This window comes from Moraxella sp. DOX410, from assembly GCF_032248735.1.
Taxonomy (GTDB): Bacteria; Pseudomonadota; Gammaproteobacteria; order Pseudomonadales; family Moraxellaceae; genus Faucicola; species Faucicola tetraodonis.
On record NZ_CP135138.1, the window covers coordinates 690,873 to 711,805 of the forward strand.

Genomic DNA, 20,933 nt, shown 5'->3' on the forward strand with positions numbered 1-20,933 from the left:
CGCTAACCCTTGAGCACAAACCCACTTGTTAACAAACCCACTCAATAACCCCCCCCCCTTTGGGCAAATATTATGGCAAATATTATGGCAAATCAATTTATCCCTTATGGTTGTCAGCATATCACCCAAACTGATATTGATGCGGTGGTCGCTGTGCTACAGTCTGATTTTTTGACCCAAGGTAGTCAAGTACCGGCATTTGAAGAACGCGTCGCTACCTATACGGGAGCAAAGTTTGGCGTGGCGGTGAATAGTGCGACCTCAGCACTACATATTGCTTGTTTGGCATTGGGGCTTGGTCAAGGTGAAAAGGGTAAAGATGACTGGCTGTGGACGACGCCGATTACCTTTACCGCATCCGCCAACTGTGGATTGTACTGTGGTGCTAACATTGATTTTGTGGATATTGATCCGCTAACGCTCAATATGTCTATCAACGCGTTAGCAGAAAAGTTACAGCTTGCCGATGCTGAAAACCGCTTGCCAAAAATAGTCATTCCCGTGCATTTTACCGGTGAGCCCTGTGATATGGCGGCCATTCATGCGCTATCACAGCAATATGGCTTTAAGGTGATTGAGGACGCCTCCCATGCCATTGGTGGAAAATATCACAAGCAACCAATCGGCAACTGTGAGTTTAGCGACATTACTGTGTTTAGCTTTCACCCTGTCAAAATCATTACCACCGCAGAAGGCGGACTGGCAACAACGAATGACCCCGTGTTGGCGGAAAAAATGCAGTTACTCCGTAGTCATGGTATCACCCGTGATGCCAATCTAATGACCCATGAGCCTGACGGTGGTTGGTATTATCAGCAAATTGATTTGGGCTTTAACTATCGCATGACCGAATTGCAAGGTGCATTGGGGATGAGTCAAATGAACTATTTGGATGACTTTGTCACTCGCCGTCATCAGCTTGCCAAGCGGTATGATGACTTACTCAAAGACTTACCGATTATGTTGCCTTATCGCAATCCTGCTAATTATTCGGGGTTTCATTTATATCCCATTCAACTAACAGCAGACAGTGGCAAAACGCGTAAGCAAGTGTTTGACAGTTTGCGGGCGCAAAATATCGGGGTGAATGTGCATTATATTCCAGTGCATACCCAGCCTTATTATGCCAAGTTGGGCTTTAAACAAGGCGATTTTCCCCATGCCGAAAGCTACTATGCCCAAGCGATTAGTTTGCCATTATATTATGACTTAAGCGAAGCCTCGCAAGCGCAAGTGGTGGATGCCTTAAAGATAGCGTTGGCTCAGGCATTAGCATAATGAAGGTCTGTATCATCCCTGCGCGTGGGGGGAGTAAACGCATTCCGCGCAAAAACATCAAAGATTTTTGTGGCAAACCCATGCTGGCTCGTGCCATTGAAACGGCAAAAAACAGCCAATTGTTTGAGCAGATTATCGTCTCCACTGATGATGGCGCTATTGCCGATATCGCTCGACACCATGGTGCTACTGTCAGCCGAAGACCTGCCGAGCTTGCCGATGATTACGCCACTACCGCTGCGGTGATTCGGCATGTGCTGCAGCACGTGCCAAAAGCTAGCCATATCTGCTGTCTATACCCCTGTACGCCTTTATTAAAACCGCAGTATTTAACCGACAGTTTTGAGCGCTGGCAGTCATCCAACAGTTTGTATTGTTTTCCGGTTTTAGAATTTGAATCCAATGTGTTACGCTCACTTAAGTTAAGCGATACTGGTGAAGTGTCGAGCATGTTTAGCCAACATGAGCTCACCAGAACCCAAGATTTGCCGCAGGCTTATTTTGACGCAGGTCAGTTTTATTGGGGCAGTCGTGAAGCATGGCTCTATGAGGATAAAATCCATAATCATGCCCTAGGCTATGTGTTGCCAAAATACAGTGTGGTCGATATTGATGATGATAACGATTGGCGATTTGCTGAACGCCTGTACCAAGCACAACTGGAGCGAGCATGAAGATCGTGGCCCGAGCAGATGCAAGTTTAACGATGGGTAGCGGTCATATCATGCGTTGTCTCACGCTCGCTGACCGGTTAAAACAGCAAGGGCATGATATCTCGTTTATTTGTCGTCAGCATGACGGGCATTTGGCGGATTTGATTGGGCAAAAAGGTTTTGCTGTGCATCTGTTAGCCAAAAGTGGGATTGCAGATTTTATCAAACAGCATGCCCATAGCGAGTGGCTAGGCGCCAGTGAAAGCGATGATTTTGCTGAGTGTAAACCCATCTTGCAAGCGTTAAAGCCAGATTGGCTGATTATCGACCATTATGCGATTGGCGAAAAATGGGAGCAACAAGCTAAACGACTTTTGCCAAACCTTAAAATTTTAGCCATTGACGATTTAGCCGACAGAACGCAAGACTGTGAGATTTTGCTCGACCAAAATTTTGGGCGAAAAAACGGAGATTATCAACCGCTTGTGCCAAGTGATTGCCAGCGACTACTAGGTACACGTTATACACTATTACGTGATGAGTTTGCCAGCTGGCGAACGATGAGCCTAAATAGACGTAAAAGCGTACAGCCGCCCAACAATATATTGGTCAATCTTGGCGGTGTCGATAATGATAATATCACACTCAAGATTTTGCAAAGTCTCAATACCTTTATCCACCAGTCTACGCAATCATTTAACGTGACTGTCGTCATGGGCAAAACCGCACCGCATATCGAAAGTGTACAAAGGTTTGCCAAACACACAAGTTTTGCGTGTGCGGTACTTGTCAATGTGACTAATATGGCGCAATTGATGGCAAATGCTGACCTTGCGATTGGGGCTGCAGGCAGCACCACCTGGGAGCGCTGCTGTTTGGGCTTGCCGATGGTGCTGATCGTGCTTGCCGATAACCAGCAGGTGATTGCCAAAGCGTTGGCAGATAAAAACCTGGTCAAAGTAGTAACTGACAGGGCGACATTGGATGAGCAACTGCCCCGCTTGTTGAGCGAACTGGCCGACAATTATAAAAAATTCAGCCGCCAATCTGCCAAGTTGGTCGATGGGCAAGGGGCAAAACGGGTTGCGCACTGGATTGAATTTGCGCAAAAATTTCAACATTGTCAAGTGCGACAAGCGACCCAAGCCGATAGCCAGATGATTTGGCAATGGCGTAATCACGTTGACGTACGCCGGTGGATGTTTGGGCAAGATGAAATTGCCCTTGCTGATCATGAAAAGTGGTATGGCAAACAGCTTGACCATGCCAATGTGCATTTGCTGATTTTTGAAGTCGCTGGTGAGCCAATGGGGCTAGTCAATGTTACCCAAGTGACGGTAGATAAATACCAAACGCTGCAGTTGGCAAACACCCATACGCCAAACCCTAATTCATCAAATCCTAATTCATCAAGGCAGAATGAAAAAACCGCCAGTTGGGGGTTTTATTTATCCCCTAATAGCGCAAAAGGGCAGGGGCTTGGCTTTGCGTTGGCGGTTTTGGCGATTGCACGGATTTTCAACACCACCGACATTGGTAAAATCACCGCGCAAGTGCTGGCATATAATACCGCGTCACTGGCGTTGCATCGTAAATTGGGATTTAGCGAAACAGGCGTGTTACAACAGCATTTTGGTGTGGGTGAAAAAGTGTATGATGTGGTTGAGTTTGAATTAAAATCGCAAGATTTTTTATTTTAGGGGTGTTTTTATGAATCAAAATTTTAGCATTAACCATCGCCCAATCGGTGTTGACCATGCGCCGTACATCATTGCTGAAATGTCCGCCAACCACAACGGCGACATCAATAACGCTTACCGTATCATTGACATGGCAAAGGCGTGCGGGGCTGATGCGGTCAAAATGCAAACCTACACCGCAGATACCATCACCCTCAACAGCAGCGCCGCTGACTTCCAAATTCATGGGGGACTGTGGGACGGGCGTACCTTATATGACTTGTACCAAGAAGCTTACACGCCGTGGGAATGGCATAAACCATTGTTTGATCACGCTCACAAAGTCGGTATCACCATGTTTAGCTCACCGTTTGACTTTACTGCGGTGGATTTGCTTGAGGATTTGAACGCCCCAGCGTACAAAATCGCCTCGTTTGAAGCCATTGATTTACCGCTTATCAAATATGTAGCAAGTACCGGCAAGCCAATGATTATCTCCACAGGGATGGCGGACCAAACCGAAATTGCCGAGGCGGTTGCGGCGGCTCGTGATGGCGGCTGCAAACAGCTTGCGTTATTGCACTGCGTGAGTGGTTACCCAGCTCCCGCACAGGACTATAACCTGCGTACCATTGTCGATATGCAGCGCTGTTTTGGCGTGCCGATTGGCTTATCCGACCATACGCTTGACAACACCACCGCTGTGACAAGCGTGGCATTGGGGGCATGTATTATTGAAAAACACGTCACTCTAGACCGAAATGGCGGCGGGGCGGATGACAGCTTTTCACTGGAAAAAGACGAACTCACCGCGCTCTGCCGTGACAGTAAAATTGCTTGGCAGTCGCTCGGACAAGTCGATTATGGGCGAAAATCAAGCGAAATCGGCAATGTGCAATTTCGCCGTTCACTGTATTTTGTCAAAGACATGACGGCAGGGGATGTGATTGATGAAAGCTGTATCCGTAGCGTTCGCCCTGGCTTTGGGCTTGCCCCGAAGTTTTATGATGAATTGATGGGCAAAAAAGTGCTAACGGATATCCACGCCAATACCGCCACCTCGTGGGATGTCCTTGAAAGGTAATGTTAAATAAAATCAAACGTTTAACACACTCTGCTTTGCTCAAAGACAGCCTGATTTATGTGGTGGGCGAGATGACCGCCAAAGCCGTGCCGTTTTTGCTATTGCCCTATTTGACACATGTATTGGGAACGACGGGCTTTGGTGATTTGTCTTATTATTTATCGCTCACGGCATTTATTGTAATCGCCATGAGTCTGTCGCAAAATGGTGCTTTGACCCGTTATTTTTATGTGTATGGCAGGCATGGGCTGGGCAATATTTTATTGGCAGGCGGGCTATATAGCGCGGGCGTGCTGCTAATTGGCACAGCGATTAGCTGGCTGTTACATAGCGAATTGCTTTTTTACTGCTTTTTTACTGCCTTTTTACAAACCTTGATTCAAAACCAACTGGCACTGCGGCAATGCCAAAAGCGCCCGTTTAGCTATCTGACCATCCAATTGGGCTTAGCCTTGGGCAATTTACTATGGACGGTGCTGATTTTTCAGTTTTTTGCTGGCGATACCACCGATAAAGTTGCCCAGCGTCTGATTGCGATTATCTTGGCGCATGGGTTTACTTTTGTGGCAGCGTTGGCGTGGGCAAAATACCAATTTGCTATCAACTTTCGCTTTACCCCAAAACGGCTCAAACTGGGACTGGGCTATATTTTAACCCTAGGCTTGCCGCTGCTGTTACATGGGTTAAGCTATACCATCAAAGGGCAACTTGACCGAGTGTTGATTCACCAGCGGTTTAGCAGTCATGAGCTAGGCGTATACTCGGCAGGAGTGCAAGTCGCTAGTAGCTTGACCATTGTGATTATGGCGGTCAATTCTGCGCTGGTGCCTCACTTATATGAACGGCTAAAATCGCAGCGCATGACAGTGGTGCAATTGCATCGATTGTTTTGGCTGAGTTTGATGGTGCCTGTTATGTTGACTGCCATGGCTTGGGCGATGCCATCGTCATTGATGGCGTGGCTATTGGGGACAGATTTTGCCCAAAGCCAGTATTATGTGGTGATGTTTGTACTGGCGTTTTCGCTGATAATTCCGTATTTATTGTTGGTGAATTTTTTGTTTTATCATGCCAAAAGTGCCCAAATCTCACTGTGTTCCGTCATCTCAACGGTGGTGTATTTGCTTGCCTTGTGGGTGTTAAGTGGCGTATCACTGGCGGTGGTGCCGTATGCGACTATTATTAGTGGCGTGGTGATTTTGCCGCTGTTATATTATTATACGCTGCAGGTGGAAAAGGTCAAAAAAACGCCATGAATCTCATTATTTGTATCACCCCCTTGCAAGTGTTGATTGCCAAGCAAATTATTAAGCAACACAGTACCCCCTTTATTGGGCTTTATTTGCCGTATGGCGACAGTCCTAAACACCGTCGTTATTTTGCCCAATTACAAAAAATTTGCCAAAAATCCGCCTTTATCGAACTGAACAATAAAACCTGGGGCGAGCGTTTTGCCACCCTAAACCGCATCAAAACCACACTTAACACGCTTGATATTTGGCAAAAACCTATCAAAAACGTCTATCTTGCCAGTATTGACGTGTTGTTTTTGCAATACGTTGTTTCTAAAGTAAAATTCCAACAGCTGTATACCTTTGATGATGGCACTGCCAATATTTTCCCCAATTCTAGCTATTTTCAACCGTTACCAAAATCCTTGCCACTACAACTGTTTAAACACGCCGTGGGCATTACTTATCCCAGTATCCCTAGTATTTTGGCTATATCCAAAAAACATTTCACCATTTTTCCCCAGGAAAAAAATATCATTGATACTACCGAACCTGTTTATTTGTTTGATAAAGTAGACCATCAGCCAGATGAAAACTTGCCGGTAAAACGGCTGTTATTGGGGCAAGCCCTCGACAATTTTATCGGTGACAAAGCTTATGCTGATATTGTAGAAACAATGGTCAAGGTATTTCACCTTGACGCATTTTGTCCACACCCGCGAGAAAACTTGGATTTTAGCCATCTTTTGCCGGTGATTGATAGCGAGAAAATCATTGAAGATTATCTAAGCGAGGCATTGCAACAAAACCCTCAGCAACGCTTTGAAATTTATACCTTTATCAGCACTGCCGTGTTCTCGCTCAAAGAATTTCCCCGCACCCAAGTGTTTATGGTGTATACCCAAGCGCTGTGGGATAAATTCCCTGATGCATATCAGTTTCTTGGCAGTCGTGGTTTTACCCTCGTCAATCTAGATGACGCAGATAATCTAAATGCGTTCAAAGGGTAATCATATGAAAAAACACGCTTTACTTATCCAAGCCCATCAAGATATGAGTTATTTTATTAAGCTGGCGAAAATTCAGCCCAATGTCAATTTTTATGTGCATATGGATGCGAAATCCGATTATTTTCCTGACGCTGAGACTGCACAGCTAGCCAATGTATTTTTGCTCAAAGATAGAATAACGGTACGTTGGGGCGGGTTTAGCCAAATTGAAGCGACATTAAAATTGTTTGAAACGGCGTTTACCAATAAGGACAATGCTTATTTTCACCTGGTAAGCGGTGAAGATGTGGTGTTACAACCATTTGAAGTGATAGAAAAACAGTGGCAACAGCGGTTTGATTTTCAGGCGATGATGACCTGCGAGATGGCACCACGTTATGCCTATCGCTTTATTATGGACAGTCCCCATGCCGACAGCAATTGGCAACGGCAATTGACGGGCAAAATCATCACCAAACTGCAACAAGGCGTGGCAAAAATAAAAACTTATCACTCACCCATTTATTTTGGCTCACAATGGTTTTCAGTGACGCGTGAAGACTGGGAGAAAATTGTGCCTTTTATCGATGAATACAGTGATTTTTTCCGTCACAAACTGGTGCCCGATGAGCATTTTTTTCAAACCCTAATTACTGAAAAATTAACCAATCAAATTCGCTTAAGCAATGATAACCGCCGACAAATTATTTTTGACAAAAATGTAAATAATGGCAATAGTCCGATTTATTTGGATTTATTAAAGCTGGAGCGGGCGAAATTTGATGGTTATTGGTTTGCCCGTAAAGTAAAAAAGGATGTGGCATTGACTTGGCTGGGTGAGTTAACATGAAATTTTCTGTACTGATGTCCCTATACGACAAAGAAAACCCCGAATTTCTAGCCGAATGTCTAGCCAGCCTGGTCAATCAAACACGCCAAGCCGATGAGATTGTGTTGGTTTTTGATGGTCCAATCAATTTGGCATTGCAAAAAGTGGTACAAGAGTTTAAGCCGCAACTACCGTTAACGATTATCCCTTTAACAAACAACGTCGGACTTGGACAAGCCTTGAATACAGGTCTAAACGCTTGTCAACATGACTGGGTCATGCGCATGGATACGGATGATATCTGTGTGGCTAACCGCTTTGAGCAGCAAATCAACTTTATCCAAAGTCATCCCGAAATTGACGTGTTGGGCGGGCAAATCATTGAATTTGAAAAGCAGCTGTCACAGGGGAAAAAATCTCGAACGGTACCAACCTCACACGAGGCGATTTTTGTCTCCGCCAAGTCGCGCAATCCCATCAACCACATGACGGTTGCCTTCAAAAAATCAGCGGTGCAAGCGGTCGGTGGCTATCGGCATGCGCCGCTGTTTGAAGATTATGATTTGTGGGTGCGGTTGTTGGTCGCTGGCTATCAGTTTGCCAATTTGCCAGAGGTGTTGGTGTATGCACGGGCAGGGGATGCGATGTATGAACGGCGCGGGGGCTTGGCGTATGCCCGATACGAGTGGGCTATTCAGCAAAGCTTTTATCAACAAGGGTTTTTGCCTATTGCGCAATTGCTTAAAAACCTCGCCATTCGCTTACCGGTGCGATTATTGCCAAATAGTTTACGTAGTTTGGTTTATCAAAAACTTTTAAGAAAATAACTTAGCGCCGAATGACCTTGCGATTGGGACTTAAGTTTTTTACCATCTTTTCAGGCAATGGCAAAACTTCCCCACACATCAGTCCCGCCAGCAACTCACTACAAATCGGCGCATAAGCATAGCCTTTTGACCCCAATGCCGAAAAGCTCCAGACTCGGCTGTTGCTTTCATAACCCGCTTGCCACACCTGCCCAACTAGGGGTAGATAATCCACGGTTTGGCTGCGGATACTAGCGCGACCCTGCCAATGGGGTAGGTTTTTTTCGACGGTAAATATATCGGTGTTATTGACCAAATCGGGCACCGCATCCGCCAAATCTGCCACATTCATCGTATGGTCAGTGATGGCTGGCGTGGTATCCAAGGTATCCCTAACAAAACTTGCCCCAAGCATGACATGGCATTTACTGTTTTCGTTAAAACTGGCGTAATAACTGCCATACTTCAGCGGCAGTTTTGGCAACTGTGCTTTATCATGCTCACCGACAGCAAACCACGTCACTTGCCCACGGCTGTGATTAAAGCGTTTGATGGTGGGTAAAAAATCGCAGGTGTCTAAAGCCATGCACAAAATCACATGGTCAAAAAACTGCTGACGCTCAGTGAATGTTAATAGCACTTGGTCGCAATCTTGCTGAAAATAGGCTTGCTGAAAATAGGTTAACTCCTCGGTTTGAAAGCTAATATTAGGGTGGCATAAAACAGCTTGGGCAAAGTTTGCGGTAGTGATTAATCCCGCATTGGGCAAAAATATTGCTTGCCCAACCTCATAACCGACCTTTGCTTTGGCTTGTTCAGCGGTCAATAAACGGGCAAATTCAATGGGAAAATCTTTGACTTCATCAAGTTGTAAGCGATTGTGTGAGAGTAAATCCAAACAGCCGGTGGTTTGTAGGATGTTAATACCGGTTTGTGCGGTCAAATAAGGATAAAATCGACAGCTTGCCAAGTAGCCAATCGCATGTAGATTGGTTTCAAGGCGTTTTAGGCTGGTAAGTTTTGGCGCAAGAAAACCGCGGATGTTGCCCGATGCGCCTGCCAACGGCTCATCTTTATCAAAAATGGTGACCTTGTGTCCACGGGCGGCTAAGGCATACGCACTGCTTAACCCCGCCACCCCGGCGCCAATCACCGCCACAGACAGCGGTTTTGTAATAGCAGAAAAATTGGGTAGTTCAAAGCCTTTAACGTTATTGGCTTTTCGACGCTGACGACGTCGGCATTCAAACGTGTCAGTAAAGGGTAGGGTGACAAAGAATGGTTTAATTTTTTTGTTATAGCGAAAATAAACCTCGCAAAAACTGGCGGATGTTAACTTAGGTTGAAAGCTTGCGGTGAGCATTTCTCGCTTTTTGCCAAAGCCTTTACGTTTGGCTAGGGTAAAACCGTGATGTTTTAGCCCCTGTTTGACTGCGCTTGCCACACTAAATGTCGCCAAAGTCGTGTAAGGTTTGGATAATCTTGCAATTTGAGCAAATAAACTTTCTGACCAAAGCTCTTGGTTACAGCTCGGCGCAAACCCATCAAGCAGCCACGCATCGACTTTGCCTTGCCCAGTCACTTGCGACAAACAGTTTGTCGCATCGCCAAGCCATAAATCAATTGTCAATCGTTCATCAAACCAGTTCAAACGATGGCAGCCAGCCAGTGGCGGTGGATAGTTGTCAATGAGCTGTTGTGATAACCCAGCAAGCTCTGTCCACACGCTCAGCGCTTGTTCAAGGTCAGTTTTGCGTAGGGGAAATTTTTCGGTGGTAATGATATGTAAATGGCTGTGATTGTCAGGTCTGATTTGTTGCCACAGTTGCCAAATAGCCAAGATATTAAGCCCTGTGCCAAAACCAATTTCACCGATGACAAATCGTTCAAAGTTCCGCAAATTAGCGAGGCGAGTGGTTAAGTTGTTGCCATCAATAAAAACATAGCGAGATTCTGCCAAGCCGTCCATTTTAGAAAAATAAACATCGCCAAATTCGCTAGAGAGGGGGACAGTCACGCCGTTATCGTCTAGCTGCCAGTGCAGTTTGGCGGTTTGAATGGTTGGTGTTGGGGCGCTGCTTTTGCTTGAGCTTGTGACAGGAGGTTGGCTAGATTGTGACATCAGTGACCCATAATAAATAACTAAAAGTTAGTGCTAAGTAAAATATTACTAATACAAGGCTTGAAAACAGCGATTAGGGGGTATAGCATAACTGATTTTTTATCGTTGCAACATGGCGTGCAGCTTTTTTTGGGTGTGGTAACAACATGAATCAATCAACTAACGGGCGTTATAACTTAATCACCGCATTGGCAATGATTGTGGGGATTGTGATTGGCTCAGGGATATTTTTTAAGGCAGACAATGTTTTAAAATATACCAATGGCAATGTGGCATTGGGCGTGGGGGTTTTTGTATTGGCGGCGGTGGCGATTATGTTTGGTTCGTTATCGATTGCTGAGCTGGCAAAACGTACCGATGCGCATGGCGGCTTGATTGGCTATGCCGATGAATTTGTCAGTCCACATTTTTCTACCATGATTGGCTGGTTTCAATTGTTTTTGTATTACCCGACGCTTGGCGTGGTGGTGACGTGGGTGGTAGGTATTTACACCGCCCTGTTATTTGGGGTAAAAGAGGCATCGCTTGAATTACAAATGGGCATCGGGCTTACGTGGTTTGTCATTTGTTATCTGTTTAATGTGATGGCAGCGGTGTTTGCAGGGCGTTTCCAAGTCTTTGCCACTGTCGTTAAATTAATTCCGTTATTTGTGCTAGGGGTGATGGCGTTTGTATATGGTGACCCTGTGGCTGCGTTAACTCATCCAAGTGAATCTGCGCGTCAAGCGACCCAGTCTTTGGCATGGCTCGGCGCCATCGGTCCGATTGCGTTTTCGTTTGATGGCTGGGTGGTCTCTACCAGTATTTCAGGGGAAATCAAACATGCCAAACGTAATTTACCCATTGCCTTAGTCGTCGCGCCTATGTTGATTTTATTGGGCTATTTGCTGTACTTTGTTGGACTCACCTCGTATCTAGGCGCCGAGCAAGTGATGGCATTGGGTGATGAAAGCGTCTATGTGGTGGCAACCCAATTATTTGGCGAAACCGCTGCCAAGGCCTTTTTGGTATTTGTGGTGATTTCGGTGATGGGTACGGTGAATGGCTTGGTATTAGGGCTGATTCGTCTGCCCCATTCTTTAGCGCTCAAATCATTGATTCCGTTTAGCGCGCAATTGCGTCAGGTCTCGCCCAATTATCAGCTATCGGTTGGTTCAGCGCTGCTAGGTTTTGTCTTATCTATGTTTTGGGCAGCTGTGCATTATGCGGTAATGAAAAGTCAGCTGCTTGGCGATATGGATATTTCAGAAATCGCGATTGTGGTGAGTTACTTGCTGTATTTAGTATTTTACTTTGCGGTGTTTCGATTATGGCAACAAGGTCATATCAAAAGTATGTTATTGGGTGTGATATCGCCGATTTTGGCGGCATTGGGCTCGCTGATGGTAGTGTTCGGAGGGATGCAAAATCCGCTGTTTTTGCCTGTCTGCTTACCGATTTGTGCGCTTGTCCTCCTGCTTGCCTACTTTTACAGTCGCTATCTACACAGTCGATAAATACATTACGCCAAGTGCTTTATATCAAGTGCATTGCATCAATTTTTTGGATAACGCTAAAAACTGCGCCACGCCTTGTCCGGCGGCTCGACCCGTGGCAAAACAAGCCGTTAGCAGATAGCCACCCGTTGGCGCATCCCAATCAAGCATCTCGCCACAGCAAAATACATAAGGATTGGATTTTAGCGCAAAATCCTCGGTTAATGCTGTGCGTTTTACCCCGCCGCCACAGCTAATCGCCTCTTCAATCGGTCGAAAGTTATCGAATTCTACCGTTAACTGTTTGATTGCCTTTGTCATTTTATCGGCATCATGCCAGTGCGTTTTTGCGACGATTTCTCTGAGTAAGGCGATTTTGACCGGATCAAGTCCTGCCTTTCGCCAAAGGTTAGCTAGCGATTGTTTTTTGGGGGTTTTTAAACTACTCAATAATTTTTCGTCAGACATATCAGGTAGCAAATCAAGTTGTAGTGATACTTTGCCCGTATGATTTAATTGCTCACGCATGGCGCGATTGAGCCGGTATATCAGCCCGCTTTCCATGCCATACTGGGTGAGAATAATGTCGCCAAAACCCTGCTCAATTTTGCCATCGGGCAATGTCACCTGGGCTTTCACGCGTTTTAATGCTTTGCCAAAATCGCGGTGCAAATGCGCTGACCAAGGCTGCGACAGTGGGCGACAGATACCGACATTGCTGGCATAAAACGGCGTCAATTCTGTGTCGCTGAGCCATGCCTGCCACTTGCCATCACTGCCGAGCCGCGACCATGACATCGCGCCCGTTGCCAACACAATCGCATCAAAGCTTTGGCTAACAGTCAGATTACCGCTTTCATGCGCTACCGAAAAAGTTGCTTGCTTGCCGTCAATGTCGTCACAGCTATGCCGATAAAAAAACGTTATGCCGTCCTGCTGCAGCGCTTGCAACCACGCCCGCAGCAGTGGCGAGGCTTTCATCATGGTAGGAAAGATGCGACCTGTCGAGCCAACAAAAGATTCAATCCCTAAGCGGGTCATAAAATCACGGATATGTGTAGCATTAAAATCTTGAATATGCGGTGTTAGCCAATCGTCGGGCTGATAACGTGTGACAAAGGTATCAACGGGCTCAGCGTGCGAGATATTGAGTCCAGATTTACCGGCCATCAACAGTTTGCGGGCAGGGGATGGTTTTTGTTCAAATACTTGGATTGTGACATCAAACTGGCGCAGATAATCTGCCGCCATCAGGCCAGCAGGACCTGCACCAATGATGGCGACGGTGGGCTTTTTTGGGAGGTCGGCTTGGTTATTTGGCATCATGGCAAGTCAATGTTAGGCTTATAATAGTAGGCTTGTAAAGTCGACTACCAACGACCTTTACGCCCTGCGACCAGCCAGCCCAGTGCGATACCAAGTATCCCACTGAGCAGTGCAGTGACCGCACCGTAGATAAAAATCTGTCCACTGCGCTCATTGACAAGCACTTTGACCTGCGTATTTAAACTATCGACTTGGTTTTGTAATTCAGCATTTTTTGCCAAGAGTTGTTGGTTGGCGTTGGACAACTGGCTGTCAGTGGGCTGGTTGAGCTGGGCAAGGGTAGGTTGTTTGGGGTTTTGCATCGGTGAGGTGCTACTGGCAACGCTCGAGGCAATCTCTGGCTGTTTGGCGAGTGGTTGTCCTGTTTTTGGGTCAGTGACGATAACTTGCGGTGCTGCATGGGTCAGGCTCGTTACCTGTAATACCGTCAATAACACTGCGCCGTTTGCCAACCTGCCCACCAATTTTTTCATGCTTACCACCTATCACCACCCAGACTTTGCCAATTATGTACTGCAAACAACTGTTAAACCCAACATTAACTCACTGATTTAGGAAAAACTTGGATAAAAGGTTTGATATCCACATGACTATACACACCATTTAATAAGTAAGGCTCTTCACTTGCCCAAGCTTGCACGGCTTCATCGCTGTCAAAATCCACGACCAATACACTGCCACTCATTTCAGGCTCTCCATGCGCAATGGGCGTAGGGCCTGCGATGATTAGACGGTGCTGTTCATCTAACTGCGTAAGACGCTCAAGATGAGCCGGGCGAAACTGTTTGCGTAGCTCAAGGCTATCAGGGACGTCATGACCGATAATAATATAAAGTGCCATCCATATTCTCCTTTAGTTTTTTCCTTTATCATTGGTTTGTTGCTGTATATCTGGATTTAGATGGTTTTTTAAGAACATAAATTGCCCGATTAAAAACACCAACATCACCGGTATCCATCCCCAGCTTTTAAAATTAATCCAGGTATCGTTGTTGGTAAAAAACGCAAAATAATATTGCAAACCTGCCATCAGTAAGAAATACCCTGCCCAAGCGAGGGTGAGTTTATTCCAGCCCGATTGGGTCAATCGAAACACATTTTTCATTGCCAGTTCTAATAGCGGTTTACCTATCGCGACACTGATAATGAGGGCAACTGCAAATACGCTATTGATGACGGTTGATTTCCATTTTAAAAACGCTTCGTCATGGAAAATTAAGCTTAACCCACAAAATCCCACGGTTAAAATCAGCGTCACCCACTGCTGTTTATTGAGCTTGCCTTTTTGCCGGGCAAAATGCACAACATATACCACCAGTGTCGTAATCAATAACGCCGCCGCACCTGCCAATACCCCTTGCTGTTTGGAAAAGTAAAAAAATGCCAGTAAAGGTAGCAAATCCAATAAACCGCTCATAGTCATCTCTAACAAAAATCTTAGCCGCTAGTTTACACGGATATGCTAAAATCGAAAAGTAACTTTGCGATTTTCCTTGCTTCATCCACCACGTGCACTTGTGAGCGAGCTAGCGCAGAGTTAACCCCTCTTTGTCTTAACCTCTTTTTGTCCTATTGTTGGCAACCAGCTTTTGTAATTAAGGCGTATTTGTGAATTCTTTAAATCTCGATATTTTGTCTAGCAGTCCTATTTATACCCAACTTCCGATTGATATGCATTGTCACAGTACCCGCTCAGATGGCACTTTTAGCCCAAGCGAAGTGGTGCAAAAAGCGCATGAAAAAGGGGTGAAAGTATTATCCTTAAGCGACCATGATACGGTACTTGGTATTCTTGAGGCGCGCCAAACCGCTGAAAGTCTTGGTATGACGCTGATTCACGGTGTTGAAATCAGCTGTCGTCATCGTGTCATGGGCGGCTACTCCAAAAAACCTGCCCAAAATGAAAAAGTGATTCATGTGCTGGGGTACGGTTTTAGTAATATCGAAACAATGCATGACAAACTCGCTGCCATCCAAGCCAATCGAGAAACGCGCGGCTATGCGATGTGCGAGCGTGTGGCAAGTACCTTTAAACGCCCGATGGATGAGATTTGGCAGGCGGTGTTAGTGCAAGCCAAAGGTAATCCGCAAGCGGTCGGTCGTACTCACATCGCCAAAGTGATGGCGGATCAAGGCTTGGTGAGTGATGTGCAAAAAGCCTTTACCGGCTATTTGGCTGACCATAAACCTTGCTACGTGGCACTCGATGGCTTATCGCTAAAAGATTGCATCAATTTGATTCATGAGTGTGGTGGCAAAGCGTCTTTGGCTCATGCGACCCGTTATAATTTAACCGCCAACAAAGTGCGTAAACTGATTGCAGATTTTGCCAGTAGCGGTGGCGATGCAGTGGAATTGCCCGCCAGTAATGAACCGACTTCAACCCGCCATATGGTCGATAGAGTGATTAAAGAGCATGAGTTAAAGGTGTCTATCGGTAGTGATTTTCATGGCAGCACCATGCCGTGGCGCGTGCTTGGCGGTGTGCCAAAATTGCACGAAGGGCAAGTGGGGATTTGGGAGAGTTGTTAAAAATTTACCCTCAGTTACCATTTTTTTAACTAACAAGCAGGGGCTTCTAAATATCCAGCAAGATTTTTTAGCATTTTACTGATGAGGATATTTATGAAAGGTACAAGGAAGCCAAGTAGCTGTAACCTAGTACCTGTAACCCAGTACCTCTAATTAGTTGACTGAAACTAAGATTTTTTATCAAACGCAGTTAGTGGCTTAAAGGCAATCGACTTCGCCATCGGCAATTCCTCAATCGCACGCAGCCGCCAGCTATTGGCTGGGTCATGCACCACAATATAGTATTTGCCTTTAGACGGATCTAGCTGCACATTGCCCGCATAACTGCCATCACTTAACCGTTTGACAATAATGTCACGGTCTTTTTGCTTTTGGGTGGCATGGGAAATCTCCACTGCCAATTGCTCAGGTGCTTTAAACTTGTCACTAGCGGGCGCCTCAAGTTTAAAATTGACTGCCTGATGACTAATCAGCATTTGACCGGTTAGCCCCAAATCATGCGCCAGTTTGTCTTTGGACACATCCGCATATAAGGTCTTACCATCCATGTACCAGTCATCACGCACGGTGGAGTCTTGGATTCTCACCGAGTAAAACACGAACCAGATACAGGCGACTACCACAAATAGCGGCAAACCAATAACAAAAATCCAAACCATATAATTTTTATACCAAAGTTTGGATATCGACTGATTAGAAGTTGATGAAGCAGGAGAATTTGTTGGTGTTGCCATAGACCACTCAGCAGATAACAATCAAAAAGCTAGTATAGCAGAAAAACCCATGCCCCAATAACGTGCGCCAATAATTTGGCACAAAAAAAGCCGATCATCAAAATCGGCTTTTTTAGGTAATCAAACTTATTTATCGGTAGTAAACACGTTATCTTTTACCGCTTTGTATTTACCGCCATCATCCACGCTCACCACTTGCATTTGGATGGGGATATTGCTTTGGGTAATCACTTTTGGATCGCCCAGTACACTGACAGGGAAGTCATAACTTTCGCCTGCTTCTAATGGAATGGTTTTAAAGCGGCTATCAAGTTTTAAGCCAGGTTGTGGTGTCAATGTCACCGCATAATCATGGTCTTGCTGAGTTTTATTGGTGATTTTGATAATGTAGTTATTTTCTACCAAACCTTGCGCATTGATTGACGACAACTGATTACGGTCACGGCGAATATCAATCTGCAGCGGTACACGGCTGGTTAAAAAATAAACCCCCGTACCAATCAACAACGTAATCACCGCCAAATAAGCAAAAAACCGGGGACGCAAAATTTTACTTGGCTCATTCTCTACCAATTGGCGTTCGGTACTATACCGAATCAAACCGCGTGGTTTATTGACTTTATCCATGATGTCATTACACGCATCGACACAGGCCGCGCACTGAATACATTCAACTTGCAAACCATCACGAATATCGATACCCGTCGGACACACTTGCACACACATCAGACAGTTGATACAGTCACCTAAATTCTCATCTTCACCGCCTCTTTTACGCGCGCCACGTGGCTCACCACGTTTATAGTCATAGGTTACAATTAACGTATCTTTATCGAACATCACACTTTGGAAGCGGCCATAGGGACAAATATGGGTACAAAAGTGCTCACGCATATAGCCTGCATTGGCAAATGTCGCAAAGGTAAAAATAAGTACCGAAACCCAAGTTAGCGGCGTCCAATCTGGCACAGGAATAACGCCAAACCATTGCCAACTATGATAAAGATAATCAGTCCCAACGGCATAACTACTAAACGTCAATGCAGTCACTAACGCCATGATAAACCAAATCAGATACACCAAGCCGCGTTTCATGATTTTTTCGCCATTCCAAGGCGCTTTATCTAACTTAAACTGCTTATTACGATCGCCGATGATAAGCTTCTCAGTATACTGATACATATGCGTCCAAATCGTCTGTGGACACGCATAGCCACACCACACACGACCGGCATAAACGGTCACCATAAACAATAAAAAGGCAGCAACCATAAAGAAAAACGCAAAAATAAAAACGTCTTGGGGTAAAAAAGTTAGCCCAAATAGCACAATCTTAGAACCCGAGAAATCGAACCATATTGCTTGGTGTCCGCCATAGCGAATCCATGGCAACACCAAAAACAACAACAATAAAAAATACATACTGACAACGCGGATGTTTTGATAAAAACCCGTCACAAAACGGGGGTGTACGCGTTTTTTAGTGGCATCTACTTGGTGGACAGGGAGTCTAAAATCATTACCAGCAGGGGAAGGAGGTTGTACAGACATTGTTTGCCCTCACATATTTTCTGACATGAACATAAAAAAAATGAAAGACGACAACCGCAAAACCACCGAACATCGCCTAACAAAAAATTGCTTAAACAATATATTCAATTATATATCAAATGGCAGTAAATACCCACAAAATAAAGGGAGTTATCAACAACTGCAAAATAAATGAAAAAACTTTTCCCATTGGTATTGACAGGTAAAAAGAAAAGCGTATAATACGCACTCACTGGCAGCGACTACAGCCACAAACTGTAGTAAAAACAACAACTTAAATTAATATAGATATAAGTTGAGCGGTCATAAAAAATTAAAGAAAAAAGTTATTGACAACACAAAATAAGCTGTTAAAATAGCGACCTTCTTAACGACATCAGCCGATGATGTTGTGAACTAAATAACAACGAACACAAGAACAACTTGTGTGGATTTTCACTTAGGGCGATAAAATTAAGACTTTAATTAATTGTATTGTCAGAGTGAAGATACTCGTAAGTTTATTTGAGCAAAGACAGTATAAATAATTGAGTCAACAAATTAAATCTATTGACATCGCATAGCGATGACAATAGATAGAAAGATTAAACTGAAGAGTTTGATCATGGCTCAGATTGAACGCTGGCGGCAGGCTTAACACATGCAAGTCGAACGATGATTATCTAGCTTGCTAGATATGATTAGTGGCGGACGGGTGAGTAACATTTAGGAATCTGCCTAGTAGTGGGGGATAGCTCGGGGAAACTCGAATTAATACCGCATACGACCTACGGGTGAAAGGGGGCGCAAGCTCTTGCTATTAGATGAGCCTAAATCAGATTAGCTAGTTGGTGGGGTAAAGGCCCACCAAGGCGACGATCTGTAACTGGTCTGAGAGGATGATCAGTCACACCGGAACTGAGACACGGTCCGGACTCCTACGGGAGGCAGCAGTGGGGAATATTGGACAATGGGGGCAACCCTGATCCAGCCATGCCGCGTGTGTGAAGAAGGCCTTTTGGTTGTAAAGCACTTTAAGCAGGGAGGAGAGGCTAATGGTTAATACCCATTAGATTAGACGTTACCTGCAGAATAAGCACCGGCTAACTCTGTGCCAGCAGCCGCGGTAATACAGAGGGTGCGAGCGTTAATCGGAATTACTGGGCGTAAAGCGAGTGTAGGTGGCTCATTAAGTCACATGTGAAATCCCCGGGCTTAACCTGGGAACTGCATGTGATACTGGTGGTGCTAGAATATGTGAGAGGGAAGTAGAATTCCAGGTGTAGCGGTGAAATGCGTAGAGATCTGGAGGAATACCGATGGCGAAGGCAGCTTCCTGGCATAATATTGACACTGAGATTCGAAAGCGTGGGTAGCAAACAGGATTAGATACCCTGGTAGTCCACGCCGTAAACGATGTCTACTAGCCGTTGGGGTCCTTGAGACTTTAGTGGCGCAGTTAACGCGATAAGTAGACCGCCTGGGGAGTACGGCCGCAAGGTTAAAACTCAAATGAATTGACGGGGGCCCGCACAAGCGGTGGAGCATGTGGTTTAATTCGATGCAACGCGAAGAACCTTACCTGGTCTTGACATAGTGAGAATCCTGCAGAGATGCGGGAGTGCCTTCGGGAATTCACATACAGGTGCTGCATGGCTGTCGTCAGCTCGTGTCGTGAGATGTTGGGTTAAGTCCCGCAACGAGCGCAACCCTTTTCCTTATTTGCCAGCGGGTTAAGCCGGGAACTTTAAGGATACTGCCAGTGACAAACTGGAGGAAGGCGGGGACGACGTCAAGTCATCATGGCCCTTACGACCAGGGCTACACACGTGCTACAATGGTAGGTACAGAGGGTTGCTACACAGCGATGTGATGCTAATCTCAAAAAGCCTATCGTAGTCCGGATTGGAGTCTGCAACTCGACTCCATGAAGTCGGAATCGCTAGTAATCGCAGATCAGAATGCTGCGGTGAATACGTTCCCGGGCCTTGTACACACCGCCCGTCACACCATGGGAGTCTATTGCACCAGAAGTAGGTAGCCTAACGTAAGAGGGCGCTTACCACGGTGTGGTCGATGACTGGGGTGAAGTCGTAACAAGGTAGCCGTAGGGGAACCTGCGGCTGGATCACCTCCTTAACTAAAGCACTAAGTGAGAATTCACAGCAAGTTGTTCTTGTGTATAAATAAGCTAATTCGAGGGTTACGGCTTCAGAATTTACTTCGTAAATTCTCTTGCACTCGGGCAAAGCGATGCTTTGCTAATCCTCGTTCAGGGTCTATAGCTCAGTTGGTTAGAGCACTGCCTTGATAAGGCAGGGGTCATAAGTTCAAGTCTTATTAGACCCACCATTTAACCAGAGGTTAAATGCTTTAGAATTTACTTCGTAAATTCTCTTGCGCTCGGGCAAAGCGATGCTTTGCTGATCCTTGCTCAGGGGCCATAGCTCAGTTGGTAGAGCGCCTGCCTTGCACGCAGGAGGTCAGGAGTTCGACTCTCCTTGGCTCCACCATAATTAGCTTAATGTTATAAAGCAGACAGAGTAATTTAGTAAGTATTAAGAGATTACTTCAATCTGTTTTATCAGAAATCACGACCTGACGAGGGTCTGATAATTCAATAACAACATAGAGAAATGAGTCTGGGTTAATTATCAAGTTCCA

The 20,933-nt window shown here is 45.5% G+C and carries 17 protein-coding genes, 2 tRNA genes and 1 rRNA gene; 13 read left to right on the forward strand and 7 right to left on the reverse strand.

Features of this window, described 5'->3' with window-relative positions:
• Positions 1-84: 84 nt before the first annotated feature.
• Genes pseC through RNZ41_RS03210 form a run of 8 tightly spaced genes read left to right on the forward strand, consistent with a single transcriptional unit; the run spans position 85 to position 8,571 of the window.
• Positions 85-1,278, forward strand: a complete 1,194-nt coding sequence (gene pseC, locus RNZ41_RS03175) for a UDP-4-amino-4,6-dideoxy-N-acetyl-beta-L-altrosamine transaminase (protein WP_314027572.1) — start codon at positions 85-87, stop codon at positions 1,276-1,278.
• Positions 1,278-1,952 (forward strand): pseudaminic acid cytidylyltransferase, encoded by a 675-nt coding sequence (pseF, locus tag RNZ41_RS03180; protein ID WP_227522739.1) that lies wholly within the window; start codon positions 1,278-1,280, stop codon positions 1,950-1,952. The genes pseC and pseF overlap by 1 nt, the downstream gene beginning before the upstream one ends.
• Positions 1,949-3,631 carry a UDP-2,4-diacetamido-2,4,6-trideoxy-beta-L-altropyranose hydrolase gene (pseG, locus tag RNZ41_RS03185; protein ID WP_099808333.1) on the forward strand — a complete coding sequence of 561 codons (1,683 nt, stop codon included), beginning with the start codon at positions 1,949-1,951 and terminating at the stop codon, positions 3,629-3,631. Before pseF ends, pseG begins: the two co-directional genes overlap by 4 nt.
• 10 nt (positions 3,632-3,641) lie before the next feature.
• Positions 3,642-4,694: a pseudaminic acid synthase gene (gene pseI / locus RNZ41_RS03190; protein WP_099808332.1), complete on the forward strand. Its 1,053-nt coding sequence runs from the start codon at positions 3,642-3,644 to the stop codon at positions 4,692-4,694.
• On the forward strand, positions 4,694-5,950 hold the full coding sequence (locus tag RNZ41_RS03195; protein WP_099808331.1) for an oligosaccharide flippase family protein: 1,257 nt from the start codon (positions 4,694-4,696) through the stop codon (positions 5,948-5,950). The genes pseI and RNZ41_RS03195 overlap by 1 nt, the downstream gene beginning before the upstream one ends.
• Positions 5,947-6,936 (forward strand): glycosyltransferase family 52, encoded by a 990-nt coding sequence (locus tag RNZ41_RS03200; protein WP_099808330.1) that lies wholly within the window; start codon positions 5,947-5,949, stop codon positions 6,934-6,936. Before RNZ41_RS03195 ends, RNZ41_RS03200 begins: the two co-directional genes overlap by 4 nt.
• A gap of 4 nt (positions 6,937-6,940) precedes the next feature.
• Positions 6,941-7,765 carry a beta-1,6-N-acetylglucosaminyltransferase gene (locus tag RNZ41_RS03205; RefSeq protein WP_099808329.1) on the forward strand — a complete coding sequence of 275 codons (825 nt, stop codon included), beginning with the start codon at positions 6,941-6,943 and terminating at the stop codon, positions 7,763-7,765.
• Positions 7,762-8,571 carry a glycosyltransferase family 2 protein gene (locus RNZ41_RS03210; protein ID WP_099808328.1) on the forward strand — a complete coding sequence of 270 codons (810 nt, stop codon included), beginning with the start codon at positions 7,762-7,764 and terminating at the stop codon, positions 8,569-8,571. Before RNZ41_RS03205 ends, RNZ41_RS03210 begins: the two co-directional genes overlap by 4 nt.
• Position 8,572: 1 nt before the next feature.
• On the opposite strand, the gene mnmC1 is transcribed toward RNZ41_RS03210, so the two are convergent.
• Positions 8,573-10,672: an FAD-dependent 5-carboxymethylaminomethyl-2-thiouridine(34) oxidoreductase MnmC1 gene (mnmC1, locus tag RNZ41_RS03215; protein ID WP_314027573.1), complete on the reverse strand. Its 2,100-nt coding sequence runs from the start codon at positions 10,670-10,672 to the stop codon at positions 8,573-8,575.
• Between the two features lie 146 nt (positions 10,673-10,818).
• On the opposite strand from mnmC1, the gene RNZ41_RS03220 reads away from it, so the two are divergent.
• Positions 10,819-12,168 carry an APC family permease gene (locus RNZ41_RS03220; RefSeq protein ID WP_314027574.1) on the forward strand — a complete coding sequence of 450 codons (1,350 nt, stop codon included), beginning with the start codon at positions 10,819-10,821 and terminating at the stop codon, positions 12,166-12,168.
• 24 nt (positions 12,169-12,192) lie between these two features.
• Here RNZ41_RS03220 and RNZ41_RS03225 read toward each other — a convergent pair whose 3' ends face one another.
• From RNZ41_RS03225 to RNZ41_RS03240, 4 genes are all read right to left on the reverse strand, one after another.
• Positions 12,193-13,473 carry a TIGR03862 family flavoprotein gene (locus tag RNZ41_RS03225; RefSeq protein ID WP_314027575.1) on the reverse strand — a complete coding sequence of 427 codons (1,281 nt, stop codon included), beginning with the start codon at positions 13,471-13,473 and terminating at the stop codon, positions 12,193-12,195.
• Positions 13,474-13,517: 44 nt separating this feature from the next.
• Entirely contained in the window at positions 13,518-13,946 is a 429-nt protein-coding gene (locus RNZ41_RS03230; RefSeq protein WP_095356807.1) for an SH3 domain-containing protein, read from the reverse strand.
• A 65-nt stretch (positions 13,947-14,011) separates the two neighbouring features.
• A complete protein-coding gene (locus tag RNZ41_RS03235) occupies positions 14,012-14,314 on the reverse strand; it encodes a YciI family protein (protein ID WP_036596952.1) in 303 nt (100 codons plus the stop codon).
• A gap of 12 nt (positions 14,315-14,326) precedes the next feature.
• On the reverse strand, positions 14,327-14,890 hold the full coding sequence (locus tag RNZ41_RS03240; RefSeq protein ID WP_065253667.1) for an inner membrane-spanning protein YciB: 564 nt from the start codon (positions 14,888-14,890) through the stop codon (positions 14,327-14,329).
• Between the two features lie 191 nt (positions 14,891-15,081).
• On the opposite strand from RNZ41_RS03240, the gene RNZ41_RS03245 reads away from it, so the two are divergent.
• Complete coding sequence (locus RNZ41_RS03245) at positions 15,082-16,005, forward strand: PHP domain-containing protein (RefSeq protein ID WP_060994608.1); 924 nt, start codon at positions 15,082-15,084, stop codon at positions 16,003-16,005.
• 167 nt (positions 16,006-16,172) lie between these two features.
• On the opposite strand, the gene RNZ41_RS03250 is transcribed toward RNZ41_RS03245, so the two are convergent.
• Entirely contained in the window at positions 16,173-16,739 is a 567-nt protein-coding gene (locus RNZ41_RS03250; protein WP_040403153.1) for a FixH family protein, read from the reverse strand.
• A 126-nt stretch (positions 16,740-16,865) separates the two neighbouring features.
• Positions 16,866-18,290 carry a cytochrome c oxidase accessory protein CcoG gene (ccoG, locus tag RNZ41_RS03255; RefSeq protein ID WP_050325858.1) on the reverse strand — a complete coding sequence of 475 codons (1,425 nt, stop codon included), beginning with the start codon at positions 18,288-18,290 and terminating at the stop codon, positions 16,866-16,868.
• Positions 18,291-18,876: 586 nt separating this feature from the next.
• Between ccoG and RNZ41_RS03260 the strand changes: the two genes are divergently transcribed.
• From RNZ41_RS03260 to RNZ41_RS03270, 3 genes are all read left to right on the forward strand, one after another.
• A 16S ribosomal RNA gene (locus RNZ41_RS03260) occupies positions 18,877-20,408 on the forward strand.
• Positions 20,409-20,544: 136 nt separating this feature from the next.
• Positions 20,545-20,621: transfer RNA gene (locus tag RNZ41_RS03265), tRNA-Ile, on the forward strand.
• 85 nt (positions 20,622-20,706) lie between these two features.
• Positions 20,707-20,782 (forward strand) — tRNA-Ala (locus tag RNZ41_RS03270).
• The last annotated feature ends 151 nt before the right edge of the window (positions 20,783-20,933 follow it).